Annotated in this window: 17 protein-coding genes and 1 pseudogene; 8 read left to right on the top strand and 10 right to left on the bottom strand. The window is 47.3% G+C overall.

Annotation, left to right across the window (positions count from 1 at the left end; genetic code table 11):
- Positions 1–4: 4 nt before the first annotated feature.
- From DF182_RS29975 to DF182_RS29960, 4 genes are all read right to left on the bottom strand, one after another.
- Positions 5–1,042, bottom strand: coding sequence for an LLM class flavin-dependent oxidoreductase (locus tag DF182_RS29975; RefSeq protein ID WP_113619776.1), 1,038 nt, complete (start codon positions 1,040–1,042; stop codon positions 5–7).
- 207 nt (positions 1,043–1,249) lie between these two features.
- Positions 1,250–2,839: an MFS transporter gene (locus DF182_RS29970; RefSeq protein WP_113619436.1), complete on the bottom strand. Its 1,590-nt coding sequence runs from the start codon at positions 2,837–2,839 to the stop codon at positions 1,250–1,252.
- Positions 2,840–2,842: 3 nt separating this feature from the next.
- Positions 2,843–3,895 carry an HlyD family secretion protein gene (locus DF182_RS29965; RefSeq protein ID WP_113619435.1) on the bottom strand — a complete coding sequence of 351 codons (1,053 nt, stop codon included), beginning with the start codon at positions 3,893–3,895 and terminating at the stop codon, positions 2,843–2,845.
- Positions 3,892–5,193 (bottom strand): TolC family protein, encoded by a 1,302-nt coding sequence (locus tag DF182_RS29960; protein ID WP_113619434.1) that lies wholly within the window; start codon positions 5,191–5,193, stop codon positions 3,892–3,894. The genes DF182_RS29965 and DF182_RS29960 overlap by 4 nt, the downstream gene beginning before the upstream one ends.
- An 89-nt stretch (positions 5,194–5,282) precedes the next feature.
- On the opposite strand from DF182_RS29960, the gene DF182_RS29955 reads away from it, so the two are divergent.
- Together DF182_RS29955 and DF182_RS29950 are read left to right on the top strand one after the other, a co-directional pair.
- Positions 5,283–6,071, top strand: a complete 789-nt coding sequence (locus DF182_RS29955; RefSeq protein ID WP_113619433.1) for a helix-turn-helix transcriptional regulator — start codon at positions 5,283–5,285, stop codon at positions 6,069–6,071.
- Between the two features lie 10 nt (positions 6,072–6,081).
- Positions 6,082–6,594: a class I SAM-dependent methyltransferase gene (locus tag DF182_RS29950; RefSeq protein WP_113619432.1), complete on the top strand. Its 513-nt coding sequence runs from the start codon at positions 6,082–6,084 to the stop codon at positions 6,592–6,594.
- A gap of 97 nt (positions 6,595–6,691) precedes the next feature.
- Here the strand turns inward: DF182_RS29950 and DF182_RS29945 are convergent, their stop codons facing one another.
- Positions 6,692–7,375, bottom strand: a complete 684-nt coding sequence (locus DF182_RS29945; protein WP_211327246.1) for an ankyrin repeat domain-containing protein — start codon at positions 7,373–7,375, stop codon at positions 6,692–6,694.
- A gap of 279 nt (positions 7,376–7,654) precedes the next feature.
- Between DF182_RS29945 and bla the strand changes: the two genes are divergently transcribed.
- From bla to DF182_RS29930, 3 genes are all read left to right on the top strand, one after another.
- Positions 7,655–8,410, top strand: a complete 756-nt coding sequence (gene bla / locus DF182_RS29940; RefSeq protein WP_211327245.1) for a subclass B1 metallo-beta-lactamase — start codon at positions 7,655–7,657, stop codon at positions 8,408–8,410.
- Complete coding sequence (locus tag DF182_RS29935) at positions 8,410–9,327, top strand: helix-turn-helix domain-containing protein (RefSeq protein WP_113619431.1); 918 nt, start codon at positions 8,410–8,412, stop codon at positions 9,325–9,327. Before bla ends, DF182_RS29935 begins: the two co-directional genes overlap by 1 nt.
- A 68-nt stretch (positions 9,328–9,395) precedes the next feature.
- Positions 9,396–10,298 (top strand): EthD domain-containing protein, encoded by a 903-nt coding sequence (locus tag DF182_RS29930; RefSeq protein WP_161964317.1) that lies wholly within the window; start codon positions 9,396–9,398, stop codon positions 10,296–10,298.
- 67 nt (positions 10,299–10,365) lie between these two features.
- On the opposite strand, the gene DF182_RS29925 is transcribed toward DF182_RS29930, so the two are convergent.
- From DF182_RS29925 to DF182_RS29910, 4 genes are read right to left on the bottom strand one after another with little or no spacing between them, the layout of a single operon-like run.
- Positions 10,366–10,917: a hypothetical protein gene (locus DF182_RS29925; RefSeq protein ID WP_147243593.1), complete on the bottom strand. Its 552-nt coding sequence runs from the start codon at positions 10,915–10,917 to the stop codon at positions 10,366–10,368.
- A 10-nt stretch (positions 10,918–10,927) separates the two neighbouring features.
- Positions 10,928–12,367: a glycoside hydrolase family 19 protein gene (locus DF182_RS29920; RefSeq protein WP_113619428.1), complete on the bottom strand. Its 1,440-nt coding sequence runs from the start codon at positions 12,365–12,367 to the stop codon at positions 10,928–10,930.
- A gap of 4 nt (positions 12,368–12,371) precedes the next feature.
- Positions 12,372–14,885 carry a DUF4280 domain-containing protein gene (locus tag DF182_RS29915; RefSeq protein ID WP_161964316.1) on the bottom strand — a complete coding sequence of 838 codons (2,514 nt, stop codon included), beginning with the start codon at positions 14,883–14,885 and terminating at the stop codon, positions 12,372–12,374.
- Positions 14,878–15,753 carry a hypothetical protein gene (locus DF182_RS29910; RefSeq protein ID WP_113619426.1) on the bottom strand — a complete coding sequence of 292 codons (876 nt, stop codon included), beginning with the start codon at positions 15,751–15,753 and terminating at the stop codon, positions 14,878–14,880. Before DF182_RS29910 ends, DF182_RS29915 begins: the two co-directional genes overlap by 8 nt.
- A 316-nt stretch (positions 15,754–16,069) precedes the next feature.
- Between DF182_RS29910 and DF182_RS29905 the strand changes: the two are divergent.
- The 3 genes and pseudogenes from DF182_RS29905 to DF182_RS29895 form a co-directional block, all read left to right on the top strand.
- Positions 16,070–16,378: pseudogene (locus tag DF182_RS29905) on the top strand (ArsR/SmtB family transcription factor); the annotation flags it as partial.
- Positions 16,375–16,878, top strand: a complete 504-nt coding sequence (locus DF182_RS29900) for an SRPBCC family protein (RefSeq protein ID WP_113619425.1) — start codon at positions 16,375–16,377, stop codon at positions 16,876–16,878. The pseudogene DF182_RS29905 and the gene DF182_RS29900, both read left to right, overlap by 4 nt.
- A gap of 200 nt (positions 16,879–17,078) precedes the next feature.
- A complete protein-coding gene (locus DF182_RS29895; RefSeq protein ID WP_147243592.1) occupies positions 17,079–17,762 on the top strand; it encodes a hypothetical protein in 684 nt (227 codons plus the stop codon).
- Here the strand turns inward: DF182_RS29895 and DF182_RS29890 are convergent, their stop codons facing one another.
- Complete coding sequence (locus DF182_RS29890) at positions 17,763–18,611, bottom strand: metallophosphoesterase family protein (protein WP_113619423.1); 849 nt, start codon at positions 18,609–18,611, stop codon at positions 17,763–17,765.
- Positions 18,612–18,640 lie beyond the last annotated feature (29 nt).

The following is an 18,640-nucleotide window of genomic DNA, read 5'->3' as shown; positions in this document are numbered from 1 at the left end:
TGCCTCATCGGCCTGTCGATCCGTTTACCAGGGGGATTACTTTGGTACCAATCAGCTCTATCGATTTATAAACCTGCGCTTTGGTAAGTCCTGGATTATCCATCTGGAAAGTAAGTCTGGAGATACCACCCAGCGCTTCGCTGTGACGCAGGATCTTTTCGGCTACCTCTTCAGGGCTGCCCACCAGATAAGCACCGGTAGGCCCGGCCTGTGCGTCGAACGAGGCGCGCGTGGGTGGTGACCAACCCCGCTCTTTGCCAATTTTGCCAAACATTTCCTGGTATCCTGGAAAATATTCGTCTCTTGCCTGTTGTGTAGTATCGGCCACATAACCCAGGGAATGTAATCCTACTTTAAGCTTCTCGCGGGCATGACCGGCTTTTTTTCCGGCTTCATAGTACAAATCAATCAATGGCCGGAAATGATGTGTTTCTCCGCCAATGACTGCCACCATTAGTGGCAGTCCAAGCGTACCCGCACGTACAAACGATTGAGGGGTGCCGCCTACTCCTATCCATAGCGGGAGCGGGTCCTGTAACGGACGCGGATATACGGATTGCTCCTTCAATGCTGGCCTGAACCTGCCTTTCCAGGACAAGGTTTCATGGTCGCGGATAGCAAGCAGCAGCTCTATCTTTTCTGCAAACAGATCGTCATAGTCATTAAGATTATACCCGAATAAAGGGAATGCATCAATAAACGAACCTCTGCCGGCCACAATTTCCGCACGACCTTTGGATATAATATCGAGCGTAGCATATTCCTGGAATACTCTCACCGGATCAGCTGCGCTTAATACTGTAACAGCACTTGTCAGGCGTATTTTCTGGGTACGTGCCGCGGCTGCGGCTAGTATGACTGCTGGTGCTGCATCCAGAAACTCCTTCCGGTGATGCTCGCCCAGACCAAACACATGCAGTCCGGCCTGCTCGGCAAATTCGATTTTTGCCAATAAGGTTTCCATCGCTAACAGGTTTTCCTGTGGGTTTAAGGGCCCCGTATATGCGCCGGTGGCTATAAAGCTGTCAATGCCTATTTCCATAGCTGTTGTTTTATGCATGTTCTTTCTGACTGAAAGAGACACTACTGAATGTGAACAATGTTTTTGTTATCTGGTTCATTTTGTAGCGCACAATAAAACTCAAATATGCATCATTACTTTCAATGCAAAAAGTTGATATCGGTCACATCCAATCAAAAAGGGCCGACCCCCAAAGGCCAGCCCCAATGATAGTGTTTGCCGGAAAAATTAATAGGGTATAAATTTCTTACCGGTTCTGGCCAGGCTACGCCTGATAGAAGGAGCAATAAGGATAGTCAGAATCAGTATCACCAACCCAATTATCATAAGAGAGTAGTAGTCCATTGAGGCCCGCAGCCCTACCTGCTCCTGCAGCATTTTCTGCAAAGTGCCGGCTGACAGCTGTCTGGCCGTGGCCATATCTTTTCCCTGCGTCAAAAAATGCCGCTGCAATTGCGTAAGTACATCTTCCCGCATAGGATTGACATCCGTAAATTGTTCTCTGAAACGGTTGTAGTGAACACTTCTGGCATATAACTGGAAATAGTTGGTGAAGGCAATCCCTGTACAAAAACCGGTGAAACGCCCGGCTATCCCGATAAACGAAACACCGCCCGCCATCGTTGGAGGTACAGACGATACCAGAAACATGACAATAGGCACAAACAGCGCCCCTGTGCCCAGTCCCTGTATTAATAGTGGCAACAGAAACTGTGAGGTGCTCGCTGTCCGGGAAAAAAGAAAATACAACTGGATATGAAACAGCAACAGTAAAGAGAATCCCGTAACCAGTATGATCTTCGTCGGGGTACCCTTCAGTACAAAACGCGAAGCTGCCAGCATCCCAATGGTAATACCAGCAATATTCACCAGCCACAATGGCGTTAAATGCACCGGGTCTACGTTCAGCACACTCTGCAGGTAGGCATAGGTAAAGCCGGTAGTGCCTTTAAAAATATAATAGGCCATCAATAACAAAAGACCGTTCCTGAAATGAGCATATCTGAAAAGCCTTAGCTCCAGCAGCGGGCGTTTCAGGTGGAACTGCCGGATACAAAACACGGTAACGCTTATAAGACCAGTCCCGGCAAGCAGCCGGATACGGTAACTGGACAACCAGTTGAGCTGCTGTCCATATACCAGTATGTACCCCATCACACACATCAGTATCGTGTAAAGGATATAGCTGGGCCAATCCAGCTGGTACAGCGGAAATTTTTTCCTGAATCGTACATTGTTGGTGATCAGCAGCAGCAGTATTACACCTGGTATTTCCAGCAGTATAAGAAAATAAAAAAGATAACTGAATTCATAGTAATGTACTACCCAGCTGCAAAAAAGCGCACAGACCGGAATAGATACCTGCAGGGTGCCATAAAAGACAGTGTATCCGATGACTCTGGCTCTGTCTGAGCGCAACCGGGAAAATACCAGGTTGAGACAGATGCTGCAAAACAACGCGCACACAGCGCCCTGTATAAAACGGCAGATCATAAACACGGCAAGATTACGGCTGTTGGCGCAAATGAAATAGGTGAGCGTATTCAGGACCACACCTGCCAGGAAGTACTGCCGGGGCCTGAGATATTTCACCAGTCTGTCGTCCAGCGGAAGAAAGGTGACGAGTGTGGCGTACATAAGCACCACGGAATATTGTACATCTGCCGGCTCTATACCGTAATAGCCGGTGGTTTCCGCATTATTGCTGAAGTACAAGGCAAATATACCCAGTGCGGGCAGGAGCACCAGGAAAATAGTGGCACGAATCAGCCATTCCGGTACCCATGGCTTAAAAAGGGGTAAAGTGACTGCTGACATAAGTTATTGTTTTCTGACAGATACATTGGCATTCATGCCGGCAACCAGTTGTGCCAGTATAGCCCGGCCTTCGGTAATCCGGATACGTACCGGGATCCGCTGAATGATCTTGACAAAATTGCCAGTGGAGTTGTCCGGTGGTAACAGGGAATATCTGGAGCCTGTGGCAGGGGAAAGGGAGGTGATCTCTCCGTGAAAGGTTTCTCCGGGAAAAGCATCAATGGTGATGCTTACCGGCTGGCCCGGCCTGAATTGTCTGACCTGTGTCTCCTTGAAATTGGCAACAATCCATTTAGGTGTTTCATCGTTGGAGATAAAGGTGAGTGGCTGGCCTGCCTGTATAAGCTGTCCTTCCTGGATATGTTTCCTGCCTACGCGGCCGTTGTAGGGAGCACGGATAACGGTATAGCCTACACTGAGTTGATGTTGGTCCAGCACGGCCTGTCTGCGTTTGATTTCTGCGCCGATGGATACTGCCTGTACTGCCGCGTCCTGTACTTTGGCCACTGCTGATTCATGGGCCCGCAATATGGTCTGATATTCAGAAGCGGCAATATCCAGGGCCGCCTTTGCATTGTCAAACTGTTGCGGCGTGGTGGACTCCGCTGCCAGCAGGTTTTCAAACCGTTTATACTCCTGTTGCTGATGCTGCAGTCTGGCCCTGGCGGCATCGATCCTGGAAGCGCTGACGGCTGCTTCGTTTTTTAAGGTATTAATTTTACTTTCCAGCAAAGTTGTCTGCGCACGGGCATTTTCCAATGCTGCAGCGGCCTCGGTTTCCTGTGCCAGATAATCCCTGCTGTCGATCACGACCAGGGTGTCGCCGGCTTTGACAGGTTGGTTTTCTTCGAAACGTATTTGATGAATATAACCGGAAACCCTGGCACTCACAGGATTAATGTATTCTTCTACCTGGGCATCGTTGGTTTGTTCATAACGCAGCAGATCCGTACAGAAGATAGCTCCCCAGCATAGCAGCGCCGCTGCTGCCAGTATAGCAATAATTTTTGTGCTAAGCGTGATCAGCCGGTCTGTTGGTGTAATTTTTCTGTTCATATTTTTCCTGTTAATCTGAGTATGAGATAATGTTGTTGTTGTACTTTGACCTGTGCCGTGGTGAGGTTGAACCTGGACTGCAGCAATTGGTTTTCTGCGTCGAGCAGATCGCTCAGCAGTGACTGCTGGTTGAAATAGGAGTTTCTCAGGATACGCAAACTTTCAGTGGCATGCAGGATATTCTGCCGGGCAACTGCTGTCTGCCGGATCGCCTCCTGGTAATGCAGCCACGCGGTTTGTATTTCCTGTTGCATATTATCCTGTATATCTGCTACCGCAGTTTGTTGCTGTTGGAGCCTTATATAGGCTTCCCGGGTCTTATGCCGGTTCATGTAAAGCGAGGATACAGGCACAACGATTTTAACGCCTGTCTGCCCCCAGGAATAGGGTGTGATAGAATAAGGATAGTAGGCTGTTTGCGGGTAGCTGTAGTTGTACTCCGCAAAGAAACCAATTGTTGGCAAAGGGGCCGCCTTGGCCTGGTTAAGCCTGATGGCACCAAGGTTGCTGTGGTTCAGCGCCAGCTTATACTCATAAGCCTCACTGCTGCTGGTATCTGGTGCTGGTGAGAAATTAACCGGAGGTTCCACCAGCGGACAGAGATGCTGGCCATCCGGCCTTCCCAGCATGATATTCAGTTTACGGGTACAGATGCTGATGTTATCTTCTGCCTCGGTCAATGATAACTGCTGGTTGGAGATTTTAACTTCTTCGCGGAGCACATCACTTTTTAACACGATACCGTTTTTATACAGCTGGCGGATTTCGTTCAGCTGATGCTCACTGGCTCTGATATCCTGTTCCAGTAAGGATTTGAACTGTTGGTGACGATACAGCTCAAGAAAATACACGGCTGTTTTGTACCGGATCTCAGCGATAGTAAGATGTAGTTGTTCCTGGGAAATCATTTTTCCCATTCTCGCCATGGCAATTTCCCGGTTGGTTTTGCCACCATTGTAAAGATTGAGATAGAGGTTACTACCGGCGCTGTAATGTTCATGTGTAATCGGAAATTGAGTGGGGGCATGCATTACGCCTTCTGTATACAGCGGCATATTCGATAAACGTGAATACACGCCGTTCACTTCAATCACAGGCAGACGGCTGTCGAGGGCGGCTTGTACATTTTCGGTACTGCCATCGAGTTGTTGTTGCTGCATCTTTATCTGCCGGTTGAATATGGCTGCCAGTTCCCATATGTCGGCCAGTGTCATGGAGTCGGAGCGGGGCTGCCCGGAGCTTGGCCGCGGATAAGCCATGGCGGCCAATAGTAGCAGACTTAAAACATAGTACTTCATCGGTGTCAATAATTGTGATGCAAAATTGACGTGTCCTGAAAAGTCTCATTTGGTATAATTAGCCAAATGTTTACTAATTTTGGCCATGTATGGACCTGTTTGAAAAATTTAAAGATGAGATAGACGGGAATGCTGCTTCCATATACGTGTTGAATGAACCGCTGGAAAACAGGTTTCCCATGCACTGGCACCACAAAAGCCAGATATTGCTGGTAGAGGGTGGGATTGCCTATCTGAACACGCATGACAAACAATACTATATCCCTGCACGGCACTTTGTCTGGATTCCTCCGCATGTAGCGCATAATATCAAGTTCAACAGTTCATCAATGGTGATCCATAATATTTATTTTATGGATGAAGGAGATGTGGATCATCCGTTTTATGGTCAGCTGAGCATCTATCCTGTTACAGGGCTGATTCAGGAAATATTGCAGCTTTCAGAAGCATGGCAGGGCAATGTATACTCCGGCAGCTGGGAATATGAGCTGCTCACTACGTTAAAACATATCTTGCCGCATATTAGCAAACAGCCGTTTACCCTGTTGTTGCCTACTACTGATGACATGCGTATGCAGGAAATCCTGTCCTACCTCCATGATAATGTGAGTGAAACATTAATGCTCCCGGATATAGCCGCCCGCTTCGGCTACAGCGTGAGAAGCCTTACCCGTCTGTTCAAACAAACGCTGAACACTTCTTTCCTGCAGTATGTAAAAATGATGAAGATGACAAGGGCGATGGAGCTGTTGTTACAAACAGATAAAAATGTGAGCGAAGTGGCCTATGAGGTGGGCTATTCGGGCCTTACCGCTTTCAGCAATACTTTTCAGCAAATGATTAATATGCGGCCGAGCGATTTCCGGCAGCTCAAATAAAGTGATCATCATGGAGTTACAGGATGCTATTCAGTTGATTCAGCATACATATTCGCCGGGAACCTGGGCCGATCTGGGCTGCGGAAGCGGACTGTTCACCTATGCACTGGCCAACCTGCTGCCTGTTGGCAGTACTATCTATGCTATAGATAAATCACCGGTACACCTGGCTTCTCATCCCAATCCGGCACACAACAGGATCATTCCGCAACAGCTGGATTTTATGGTGGAAGACTTGCCGGCAACTCAACTGGAAGGTATACTGATGGCCAACTCCCTACATTATGTGAAAGATAAACCGGCATTGTTGTCCCGCCTCATCAGGCATTTATCTCCCCAGGGAAAATTTATCATTGTAGAGTATGAAACGGATGCAGCTAATGCCTGGGTACCTTATCCTATCAGGCTTGCAGCACTCAAGCGCTTGTTTGCCGTCGAAGATTTTCAACAAGTGACATTACTGGGAGAAAGAAATTCTGTTTTCAGGGCAGGGAAGATGTATGCAGTAACAATTGGCAGATGATGATATTTTAAAATAACAAAAGCATGGCTATTACGGCCATGCTTTGTTGTTGTGTAACAGGCAATCTATCAACCAGATTGTTTTAAGGGAAATTTATTTAACGGGCACCGGCTTTTTCCAGTATGGCAGTAATGGCCTTGAACCTTCTGCTGCGGGCATGTGCAAGTGGCGTTACGCCGTCCTTGTCTGCAAGATTCACATTGCAGCCGGCGTCTACCAACATCTGCACTATTTGTACATGGGCAGGGCCACCATTACTGAGAATAATCGCTTCCAGCAATCCGGTCCATCCCAGGCGATTTACATGATCAATAGGGAAGGACTTGTCCTGCAGCAGCGTTCGCACTATTTCTATATGACCCCGCTCACAGGCTGGTATCAGGGCGGTACCGCCGTAACGATTGTATATTTTATAGTTAGCCCCTTTCAGGCATAGCTGCAGAATATCGAGATAACCCTCAGCTCCTGCATAGAGGAAAGGGCTGTTGAGCATGTCATCCTGCGTGTTCACATCGGCTCCGGCAGCTACCAGCAGTGCGGCTACCGGCGTATGATGCTGATAGGTGGCTATCATCAGCGCAGTCCGTTGTTTATGGTCCTGTACGTTTACGTCGGTACGTGCTGCCAGCAGCTGCTTCACCGCTGTAGTGTCATTGGCGGCCGCTGCCTTGAGCAATAAAGCGCTGTTGTTTTTGTCCTGAGCATTTCCATTCATAACCATCATCATTAAAATAAACAGGATCGCCGGCCACACAGGCCACTGAGATTGAATCTTACTCATCACCAACAATCCTGGTTTATTGTTATCATCCTCATCATCCTACATCACAAAAATCATAGTTCACAATTATCACTTTACATCACAAGCATCACAGTTCGAAATTAAACAGATCATACCCCTTAAAAAGGTACTGATTATTACTATGGTGGTACTTTTCGTTACATGTAATTGCTGCAGCTTATAAAATCGGTTTTGCAGATTCGTACAACTTATCTATCATTGCGGACATAATTAGCTGAAAAACCGCATCGTTCTTACACCCGATAAATTACTGTATAAATGAATATATTTAAATATATACTCGGAGCTTCCCTGTGTCTGGGAATGCAGGCCGCCAACGCTCAACATAAATCAGAAGAAGCGCCTTTAAAAATCAGCCATCTGGCTGGTAACTGTTACGTATATACGACGACGGGGCAGTTGTCTGATGGTTCCCGTTATCCGTCCAACAGTATGTACGTGGTTACACAAAAAGGTGTGGTGATGATTGATGTGCCCTGGGATACTACGCAACTGGCGCCTTTACTGGATCATATCAAAAAACAACATGGTAAAGCTGTTATCGCCTGCATCGCTACCCATTTTCATGACGACCGTACCGCAGGACTCGACGCACTCGCAGCCCGGGGTATCAAAACCTATTCTACCGCTCATACCCTGAAGTTGTGTAAAGACAATCACAATGAACAGGCCCGTTACATCATCCCGGAAGATACCACTTTCCGCCTGGGAGACCGCCAACTGCAGGTGTTTTATCCTGGCCCCGGACATGCACCCGACAATATTGTGGTATGGGTGCCGGAAGACAAGGTGCTGTACGGCGGCTGCTTTGTTAAAAGCACCGACGCTACCAACCTGGGCAATCTCTCTGACGCCGATCCCAAAGCCTGGACACCTTCCATGCTTCGCGTGAAAGCAAAATTCCCGAACCCTGCTTTCACCGTACCTGGCCATGGGGAAATGAGCAACAAGGATAAAGCCTGTGACCATACACTGGAGCTGATCCAGACCTATAACGCCGGTAAAAACAAATAATGAAGCGCAGCAACAAAGGAGCACTCAGCTTCGCCATGAACGATTATATTCAGCAGCTGAATCCTGAGAATGATTTTGTGACGGAGGAAGAAAGCATCCGGCAATTTGCCATCTTCAGAAGGGAAGAGGATGCTACCCGCTGTGCGATGCATACCAGCCTGCATCGCAGAGGTTTTTACAAGATATCCCTCATCTCCGGTGGTACTGGCACGTTTACGATAGATGGGCATCGTTTCGCTTCGGAGCCGCCTATGGTTATCGTTTCCAGACCGGAGGCGGTCATGGAGTGGCAGTTGGATGAGGGGCCGCAAACCGGCTTCTATACGTTGTTTGCAGCCGATTTTTACGATGTGGGCCTGTTGCCCCTGTACCGGCTTGATAACAAGCTGAACTTTGAAGGTAACTTTTATTATAAAAGTACCGGCCCCAATGATGCCTTTATTCAACAAACCTTTGCATCGCTTTATCAATACCGGCATCAGCCTGAAATGGCGCGGCATTGCCTGCGTTTACTGATTACAGCCATGCTGGAAACAGATTCCGGCGATATACCGGTACTGCATACACGAAGCGAAAAAATAGTAAGGGATTTTCAGCTGCTGGTGCAGGAGAAGCTGGAAAGTACGCAGGTGGCCGACTTTGATGTGTTTTCTGTGAAAGCATATGCTGCTTTGTTAAATATAGATGATAACTATCTGGGTATCCTCTGTAGGGATGTCACTGGTAAAAGTGCATCTGCTATTATCCGGGAGAAAATGTCTGCTGAAGCCCGGTTCCTGCTCCTGGGCACGGATCTTACCATCGGTGAAATAGCTGGCAGATTGTGTTTTTACGATGTGGCCCATTTCTCCAGATGGTTCAGAAAAAATATGCAGTTGTCACCATCGGCCTACCGGGAAAAATTCCGGTACAAATAATACAATAATCCGTACAACAACAGCCGTACATCGATCTATAGCTTTGCATGCAAACAAAACAAATAACCATGCAAAGCATAACATCCTTTACAGACAACAGGATCACCACACTCTCCATCACACCCGTTATAAGAAGGAAAGGGCTTGCCAGTAAACAGTTCAATGATTACTGGAAAGACATCCACGGGCCGGTTTGTGCCCGCTTACCCTACCTGGGGGTGTACATCCAGCATCATATGCAAAAAGCCAATCCGGACCTGTTCCCTGCCATCGCTGGCATAGAGAGGGTAGTAGATACATCCAACGACTGGGACGGTTTTGCTGAAATAGGATTCTTTTCAAACGCCGCACTGGAGCAGTGGCTGCCGCATACCACTATCCTCTTTGATGATGAAAGAAATGTTTTTGACACCACGGTAGCCTACTATTGTGACAACAGCTCCCGTACGCTGAAAGACCAGCAGCAAAGCCTGGTGACCAATTATTCAGACGGCAGGAAATTTTTCTATTATTTTATCAGTCCTGCTGATACGGTTTCACTGAAAGAAGCAGATGATTTTTTCCTGGAAACGTTTGTAAAAACCTTTGCAGACAATGAGCAGATCAGCCGGGTGCGCTATCATATCCTGGCCCCCCACGACAATACCAAGCCCAATCCGCCTGCGCCGGATGTTAACCACTATCTGGCACCGGAAAAACAACACCGTTATGTATTGGAAATCTGTGCCGGCAATGTAGCTGCTGTAAAGCAACTGTATCATACAGCTGCATTTGAACAGCTCACAACGGAGATGGCAGCTTGTTTTAAGGCAGTACATGTATTTGAAAGTGCGGGCAGGTATACGATGGCTTACGACGGACAAATTACTAATGCGGGACTGCGTGGCGCCACCAATGATGCATTGATAGAAACGATAGGAGCGATTAATCAGACCCGGGAAGATGTAAGGAATTTATTACTACATGGGTAAAACGGAATAAGTGAAAAAGGCTGACCTCGGATGGTCAGCCTTTTTACTATGATGAAAGGAGGACAGCTTATTCGTACTCTCCGGCATAACGACGGATACTGATCGGTTTTAGTTGTTTCCCTTTTTTTATGGTTGTTTTAGCAGCATCTGCATGAAGCGCATCTTCGTGGGTGATGGCCACCTGTTGTAGTATCCAGTCTTTGATTTTAGGCTGATAACAGAAAGTGACAACAGAGCGGGTCCTTTCCCGGCTGCCATAGTATTGTTCAATGGTAACGCAACCATGATCGATCGTCGTTTGTACATACGGATCACCTTGAGTGCCGCCGATATCAGCGGGATAGATCAGGTCTTTATTGCGTGCAGCCAGTGCCCAGTGGTGATGGCTGTCGCCCAGCAGTAACAGCAACGGGCGGTCTGCCGTATCGGAGGCTGGCGTCTTTTGTTGTAAAACGAGTACCAGGTCGGGGATATTGTCTCCGTTCAGGTCGCCGCTAACGCTGTCCCGCACTTCATAGCCGGCTGGAATAAACTTTTTGATGTCGTTGCCGGAAGCCGGTTGCTGCGCGCAGGCGGCTGCACCGCTTAGTAATGACAGGAAAAAGAACAGTCTTTTCATGCTGCTGGTTTTATTTTTTAGGCGCCGGTTTGCCAGGAGCTGGTTTGGCCGGGGCATCTGTTTTTTTGTCTGCTGGTTTATCTGTTTTTTTATCGCCTGCCGCATCTCCTCCGAACTCATCCAATATCTCCTGGCCTTTGGGATCACTGTCTACTGTAATGCCATTTACATCAAATTTCTTTGTATTTCTGTTAAAAGCGTAAACTGTTTGTGACGAGGCCATTTGTTTTAACGCTGCTTTCAACTTCGTTTTTTTCTTTTCATCCTTCTGGTTCTCCAGCAGATACTTGTAGTGGTCATATACCTTCAGTTGCTCCCTTCCTTTCAGAAGCTTATCATAACGGTCTTTGGTGCCGGTGTTACCTCCGTTGATAACATTGGTGATGCCAGCAAAGTTTTCCTCGTCAGATTTTACCTCCAGTTTTGAGCTGATTTTATAAGTACTCCAGAGCCATACAGCACTTTGTACTGCATATTTGGGATCTTTTTTATCGCTCAATAGGTCTGAGTTACACGTTTTAACGCCTTTTTCGTCCTTGCTTTCTGTAAAATCGATGGTGCTTTTTTCTTTGTTGAAACCAGTGCTTTTGGCAAAAGCAGTAAACGATTCATAAGCCGGCTTATGCGTAAGCTGGATAATACCATGTCCACGGAAGTTGTAGCCGTCGTCACTGTTTTTGTCGTTACCATCGCGGCCACCATATTTCCTGTTACCAACTACTCTTTCATCCGCTTTGTGTTTTTTCAAATCGATCTCTATTTTGCTTTTTCCGTCGCTGCTGGTCAGGGTTGTTTGGGTTTCTTTGTTGGTATTGCCGTAAATATAGGCCGGATTCAAAGAGTAGTCTTTGTATTGGTCGGCAGCGGGGGCCGCTGGTTTGGCGTCCTTTGTATCCTTGGCTCCTTTGGCAGCCTTGGGTGGCGCTACCGAAAAGTAATCTTTGTATTTGGTGAGATTACTGTCTGTGAGGGCAATGTATTCATCTTTTTTGAAGTAGCTCAACAGGCTGGAAGGCCGGTAGTTAAGATCTTCCTCCAGTACCGTGAAACTGCCCGATTCATGAAGGGCCTGGGCTATAAAATGGGCTTTCCGCACACAGGTGTCGATCTTATGATCAGCTTTGTAGAGGTTGAGATATTCCAGTATTTTGCTGACCAATGTTTCATTTTTTGCATCGATAGTGGTAATCGCCTTGATCTGGTCCAGCGTGATATCCTCTTTGCAATGGGGACATTTGGTATCATCTTCCGGTTCTTCTTTTTCATTCACAGCGGAACCATCATACTGCTGATCTTTAGTATCCTTTTTTTTGCCATCTTCGTCTTTGTCGTGCAGGCCGTTGAAGTCGGCATCATAGCCGTCTTTATCGGCATCTGGTATGGCACTCGGAATCTCTTCCGGGGCATCCTGGGGGCGCTGTGGGTCCGGTTGCGGGTTAATACGGGCCATGGTGTTATTTCTTTTGCAGTAGTTTAATGATAGCCTGTGCGTTGACAGCGCCTGCTTTATTGTATTGGCGAACCACAAGGTTCGACTGTACAATCTCGAGGGCTGTTAGTTTTTGTGGTTTGCCGCCATCTGTCATATCATCGGCCTGATAAAACCAGGTGGTACGCTGATTGGCGGGAGTACCAGCAGCCAGCTGTTTTTTTACAGCAACCGGATCGTTGAGGTAGGCGCTGTAATGCAGTAGGCTAAAGCCTGCCTGTTGATATAGCTTGTAATGATATTTTTCCAGTATTTCCAGTTGCCGTAGGGAGATAGTGTAGTTCTTCGCGTACTGCTGCCGGATGATATCTGTGACACCGTTGGTACCGGCTCCCTGTTCCAACAGGTAACTCAGTAAACCAGCCGGACAGTTGCCCCGTAGGGCCGCCGCCGCAAAATGATTGTCTTTGGCTGCAGCAATATTAAAACGGCTTTGCTGTACGATAGCTTTGAACTGGTCTGCTGGCGGAGCTATCAGCAGCAGCAGCTCCAGGTCTTCTGCAACAGGGCGATAACCATGGCGGATCAGCATCAGCGCATACCGTCCCTGTTTTTGTTTGATCCTTTCATAACTGTTTTCTCCTTTACTATCATCGAAGAAATGATTGTTGGGATTTTTGTTGTAGTCGATGATGTAGGTAAAAGGAGTATACCGTTTGATATGAATGGGCAGATTGCCCAGATCACTATAGCGGACGCTGGTATCGGGTAGGATGACCGTATTGGGATTGTAGCCTTTGGAGAGCAGTTTTAGCACCTGCGTACTGTCGCCGCTGTCAATGGCTTTCATCCAGGCGTTGGCGGTATCGGTAGACTGCAAGCGGTAACCGGTTACTGGCGCGGCCCATACAGGTGTGAAGGAGCTAAAGCTGAGTTGTAACAGTATCAGTAACAGTATGGATTGTACCGCTCCCGGCCGCAGTCGATTAGTCTTCTGTAGTTGTATTTCCTGCATACCAGGTGGCAGCGAGCCGGGTTGCCCCGGATGTTGTTGCGCTGGAAGCTGTTGTGACGGCGGTTGTTGGGCAGGCGGTTGCTGAGCCGGTGCAGGCTGTGCAGCTGCGTTGGCCCGTTTCTGTTGGGTAGCCTGTTGCCATGGTTCGTATATCTCTTTGGGTTTTATTTCCGGAAGTGGGTCTACTTTCACAAAAAACAACGCTTCTTCTTTTGCATCAAACTTTTTCTCCGCTATTTTACCGCTACCTGTCTGAACACGATAGATATAAGCCAGTTCAGGAATTTTCTCTATCAGTTTGTTGTTCAGCTGTGTGAAATAGGCGCTTTTGCCACCGGTGAGCGCCTGGAAATAACCGCCTTTGCCATCGCGGATACCCAGACAGCCTTCAAGGTCGGCAGAAACAAACGGGTCGATGGAAACGCCGGCCCTGGAAACATCCTGGCGGGTTTTGGCTTTTACGATGACCAGCCCGCTGGTGTCTTCCTTGTCCAGTACCACCCTGAAACGGGGCGTACTGGTAACGGTATAAATCAGGCTATAGTATTCAGGTTGACCGTTGATGCCGGTAGGAGGTACCGGACCGCCCTGTTTCATATAGTCGGTATTGTTATCCCGGGTATGCCGTGCTGTTTCCAGCATGAGCGCTGCGCTTCCATGGCTGTTACCCGCGATATCCTGTTCTACCTTCTTTTTGGCATCGCCTGCATTCTCTCCTTTGTATACATAGAGTTTGTAGGTAGGGTAGGCGTTGGTAAAAACGCCATTGCGGAGATAAAGCGGGTAAGCAGAATGCAGCTTCTCGTCGTTCGAAGCAAGCTTGTTGCCGTAATCCGCAGTTTGGGACACCCCTTTTTTATAGGTGGTTTTTACGCCTTTATCATTGGTATGATAGGCGATCGTATCGTTGTCAGAGTCGGCCTGTAGTTGTTGGATGATGGCGTCTGTCAGGGTGGCCTTCTTAAAGGTTTTGCCTTCCAGTTTGTACCACAGGTCAGCTTCCGGCACATCGTTGTATACTTCGTTGCTGGCAAGCCATACCACCTCTTTGTTTTTTACTTCCAGCGGCGCTACGATAGGGAGGTCCTGTGCAGGTGGTTCGATGTTCTGAACAGTGGATTTCTGTTTGCCGCTGGTGATGGTGATTTTGCCGCCGCCGGCAGAACACTGATTGGTAGACCGTTCCAGGAGAAAATGAGCCTGATCGCCGAGGCTGACATCAGCCGCCAGGTCCTGCCATTCCATCAGCGCTGGCTTGCAGGGATTGTTCTTCTGAGAAGAACAGCTGCCGAAATTAGGCGTGATGGTTTTGTCTTTGGCCGTGGCTTTGAGGGTATCCTGCAAATATACACCGGGGTTGGACGTTACTTTCAGTTTGCCGGGATTGCTACCGCAGGTACATTTCACTTCAGCAAGGTCGCACACATATTTATTGCCCGTAGTGGCGGGCTTTTTCTCTTCTTTTTTGTCTTTGCCTTTTGGCGGGTCCTGCTTTTTACCTTTTTGTTGGGGATGTTTAGGCATTGTATGATGGTTCAATGGTGTTAATATGGAATCTGCATTTGCGCTGATAGGCATCTCCTATGGCAATATTGTATTGCAGGAGGGCCTTTTGTAAGATGCAGGTATCTTGCTCCAGGTTGTAATGGCCGGAATACCGTTGCAGTAACAGGTCTGTATCCTCATTTTCGGCCAGTGACAGGTCGTGGTAGGCGAAATGTCCGAGGGCCGTGGTGTCCAGCCTGTTTTCGTCGATGCTGCCGCTGATGTCCACCTTGATACCTTCTGCGGTATTTTTGACAGTCCTCAGTTCCTGTACCGGCAGGGCGGTATTGCCAAAAAGAGGGATGATGTCCCTGTTTTCCGTTTGTTGCCCCGTATAGCCGTACCGGATATGAATACGGTTCATGAACAGACCATACAGATTGTATTGCAGCAGCGAGGCGGTGAGGGCCTGTTTGTTCTGCATCCTGTTTTCATAACCTTCAGTAAACCGCTGTATCTCTGTGCCTTTGTAGTCGTTCCACAGTTTCTCCTTTACGGCAGTCCATTTATTCCGGATATCATTCCAGTTGGCGAGTGTAACCGTGCCCGTAGTTTCCTGGAGGTGAAAGTGTACTTCCTGCGTAACACTGCTCACTGCCTGGATGATGTATTCCAGATGAGAGGAGCGGTGGTCCAGCAACATTTTCTCACGGTGAACACTAAACGAACAGAAAGATAATCCGGAAGGATCCGCCGCAGGGATATATTCCATATCCAGCTCACGGGTAAATTCATTTTCAGTGGTCTGTTCCTGTATTCTCGTATAGCCGGCCATCGTAAAACGGTAGCTGCGCCGGAATTCCTCTTTCAGGCGAAGGTCAGTATTGGTTAATAGTAAAGATGACATCACCTGCAGCGTTGTTTTTTACAGATAGAATTGCCATACATAAATGCATGAAATGCACTTTGGGTAGAATCAGGTGCGCTGCCGGTAATTAATAGGGTGGCAGTGCGGCTTTTCAGATTGGTTAATGCCATGTTACTTTAATTTCCAGGTTAACGGGGTTGCCATTGCTCCACTTTAGCAGGATGGCGAACCATTGGTTTAGTGAGATGAAAATACAGCTTTTTTTACAAAATAAATTTGCGCAAGCAAATACTTGCATTTATATTTACAAGTAAATGATTGCATATTGATGGAAGTCTGACGAGATGTATTTCAGGCCATTGCAGACCCAACACGCAGGCAGATCATTGAAATGGTGGTGCAGCAACCACTTCATCTTAATGCTATCGCAGAGAATTTTGAAATGAGCCGTCAGGCGGTATCCCTCCATGTAAAAATCCTCTCGGAATGCGGATTGATAGTGATCAGAAAAAAAGGGCGGGAGCGGTATTGTGAAGCCCGGCTGGATAAACTCAATGAAGTAGCCACCTGGATCGATTATTGCCGTCAGTTCTGGTCCACACAGTTTTCCTCCCTGGACAACTATCTTCAAAAAGTACAAAAGGATAAAAAAACAACACAATGAGCCATACAGCAGACATACCGGCCCACTTCAGCCTGGTATACACGTTTAAAGCTCCGAAAGAGCTGGTGTTTGATGCCTTCAGTAATGCAGATGCCCTGAATCAATGGTGGGGACCTGCAGAGAGCAAAAACAGTGTGGTGAGCCTGGACTTCAGGCCCGGCGGCATCTTCCATTTTAGAATGGAATTCAGTAACACCGAAGTAGCCTATGGCCGCTTCCTGTACCGCACCATCCAGCCATACGATCTGCTGGAATTTACCAATGCCTTTGCCGATGAACAGGCCAGGGTGGTGAAGCCTCCTTTTGAAATACCTTTTCCGCTGGAGATTTTTTACAGACTGGAATTCAGGGAAGAAAACGGCAATACCGTGCTGACGCTCACCGGACAACCAGTAGACCCTGAACCGGAAGAAATGGCCTCTTTCCTGAATATCAACCGTAGCATGCAACAGGGCTTCAGTGCTACCTTTAGTAAGCTGGCCACTTATCTCCGTAAATAAAATGGCGACCCCTCATATCTCTTCTTTTCCCATCCAATCTGCTGGTTATCCTGATCGTTAAATGCGTGCATATCTCAGCTATTATTACTATAATTGTTGTTCAAAACGGTATCCCTGTATCATCTGTGCTTTAGCCTGGTAGCGTAAAGTAAGGCTGTACAAGAGCAAATTGTCAACTAATACATTTAATCTATCATTCCATGAAGAAATTGTCCCTTATGCTTATGATGAGCGTAATAGCCATGGGTAGCTATGCGCAAAAAAAAAATTATGTGCCTTACTTCAGGATTGCCATCAATGGCGGTTATAGCTACCGCATGGGTAAAGTAGCTTCCGACATTAACGGCGAAGCCAGAAATTACATGAAGCAGCTTAAATCGGGTTTTAATATTGGAGCGGATGCAACCTATTATTTTAATTATTCATTCGGCTTAGGTATTAAGTATGACCGTTTTCAATCTTCCCGGAGCGCTGTAATTCCGGTGGTCGTGGAGGGCAGTAATATGAGGACCAATGTGATGGATAATATCTCCATTAACTACATCGCGCCAACCTTTAGTGTACAGTCATTTAACGCCTCCAGAACACAGTACGTATACATCAATTTCTCTGTTGGGTATCTGGGGTTTCATGACGATGGCTGGGTATACCGCAATAAAGTGACATTGAATGGTGCAACTGTTGGTGTGGGCTTGGGCATGGGCTACGATATCCGCTTGACCCGAAAACTGTTTGCCGGCGGCCAGGTGGATCTTATCACCGGCGGACTGAAAAGCTATACCCGTGAAGACGGCAACAGCAGGGTGCGAGTAAACCTGGAGGGGGAACATAAAGAAGATCTGTCGCACCTGAGCTTTGCATTGGGGCTTCGACTGGATATCTGATCAGTCTTTCCAGTTGAACCGGGTCAGCTGGTTAGTGAATTGTTGTGACACTACTTCCAGTTGAAAGTCGTTTTCTCCTTTTTTTTCAAGGATAATCATAGACCCTTCAGGCAGGATGCCACTATGGCTGTATTCCAGCTCACTTATTTTAACGGACTGGGTAATGCCGTTGTAGTCTGTTTCCTGCTTGAATGGTTCTCCCGTATGTCCGTAGAAGTGATAACGGAAGATCACATTGTCCAGTACCTCCCGGATAGCCGCCATGCCGTATCCCCGCTCATTGCTGTCATCTTTGTCGTGGGTAATCAGTATATCAAAATGCTGATTGGTTTTCAGCAACTTCCTGATTTCCTTCTTTTCATATTCCTGTATAAAACGTTTGTCTGTTCTTCCTTTCTGGTCACCGATACGTCCGATTCCCACAAGATGCAGTACTTCATCATCTTTCCGCAGTTCCTGCCTTACACCTGACCGGCATACAAATACCCGTTTATAAACATCAATGGGAAAACGGGACAGCTGTCCATTTTCTTTTTCAAGCTGATCGAGGTAATCGTGGTCTTCATGATTGCCCCGCACACAGATCATGTCTATATTCAGTTTGTTGAGATAGGTTTGTATAACAGGGTTTATATGGGTGAAATCGTCATGAAACCCAAGTTCGTCGCGATCCTGCTTCGCATGTTTAAGGGTAGCTTTATCGAGGTTGTCCATACTGGGGTAGGCGCCGATATCGCCGCACTGTAATATAAAATCTATTTTCCTGCCAGTCTGCTGTTGATATAGGTCTGCGAGTTTAAAAGGCAATAAAATCTTTCCATGGATGTCCGAAAAAATAGCTAGTCTCATGGCTGCAAATTAAGAAATGCTTCCATTTA

It is taken from the genome of Chitinophaga flava (assembly GCF_003308995.1).
GTDB lineage: Bacteria > Bacteroidota > Bacteroidia > Chitinophagales > Chitinophagaceae > Chitinophaga > Chitinophaga flava.
The sequence above is the reverse complement of the archived record's forward strand: the minus strand, read 5'-3'. Positions and strand labels throughout refer to the sequence as shown.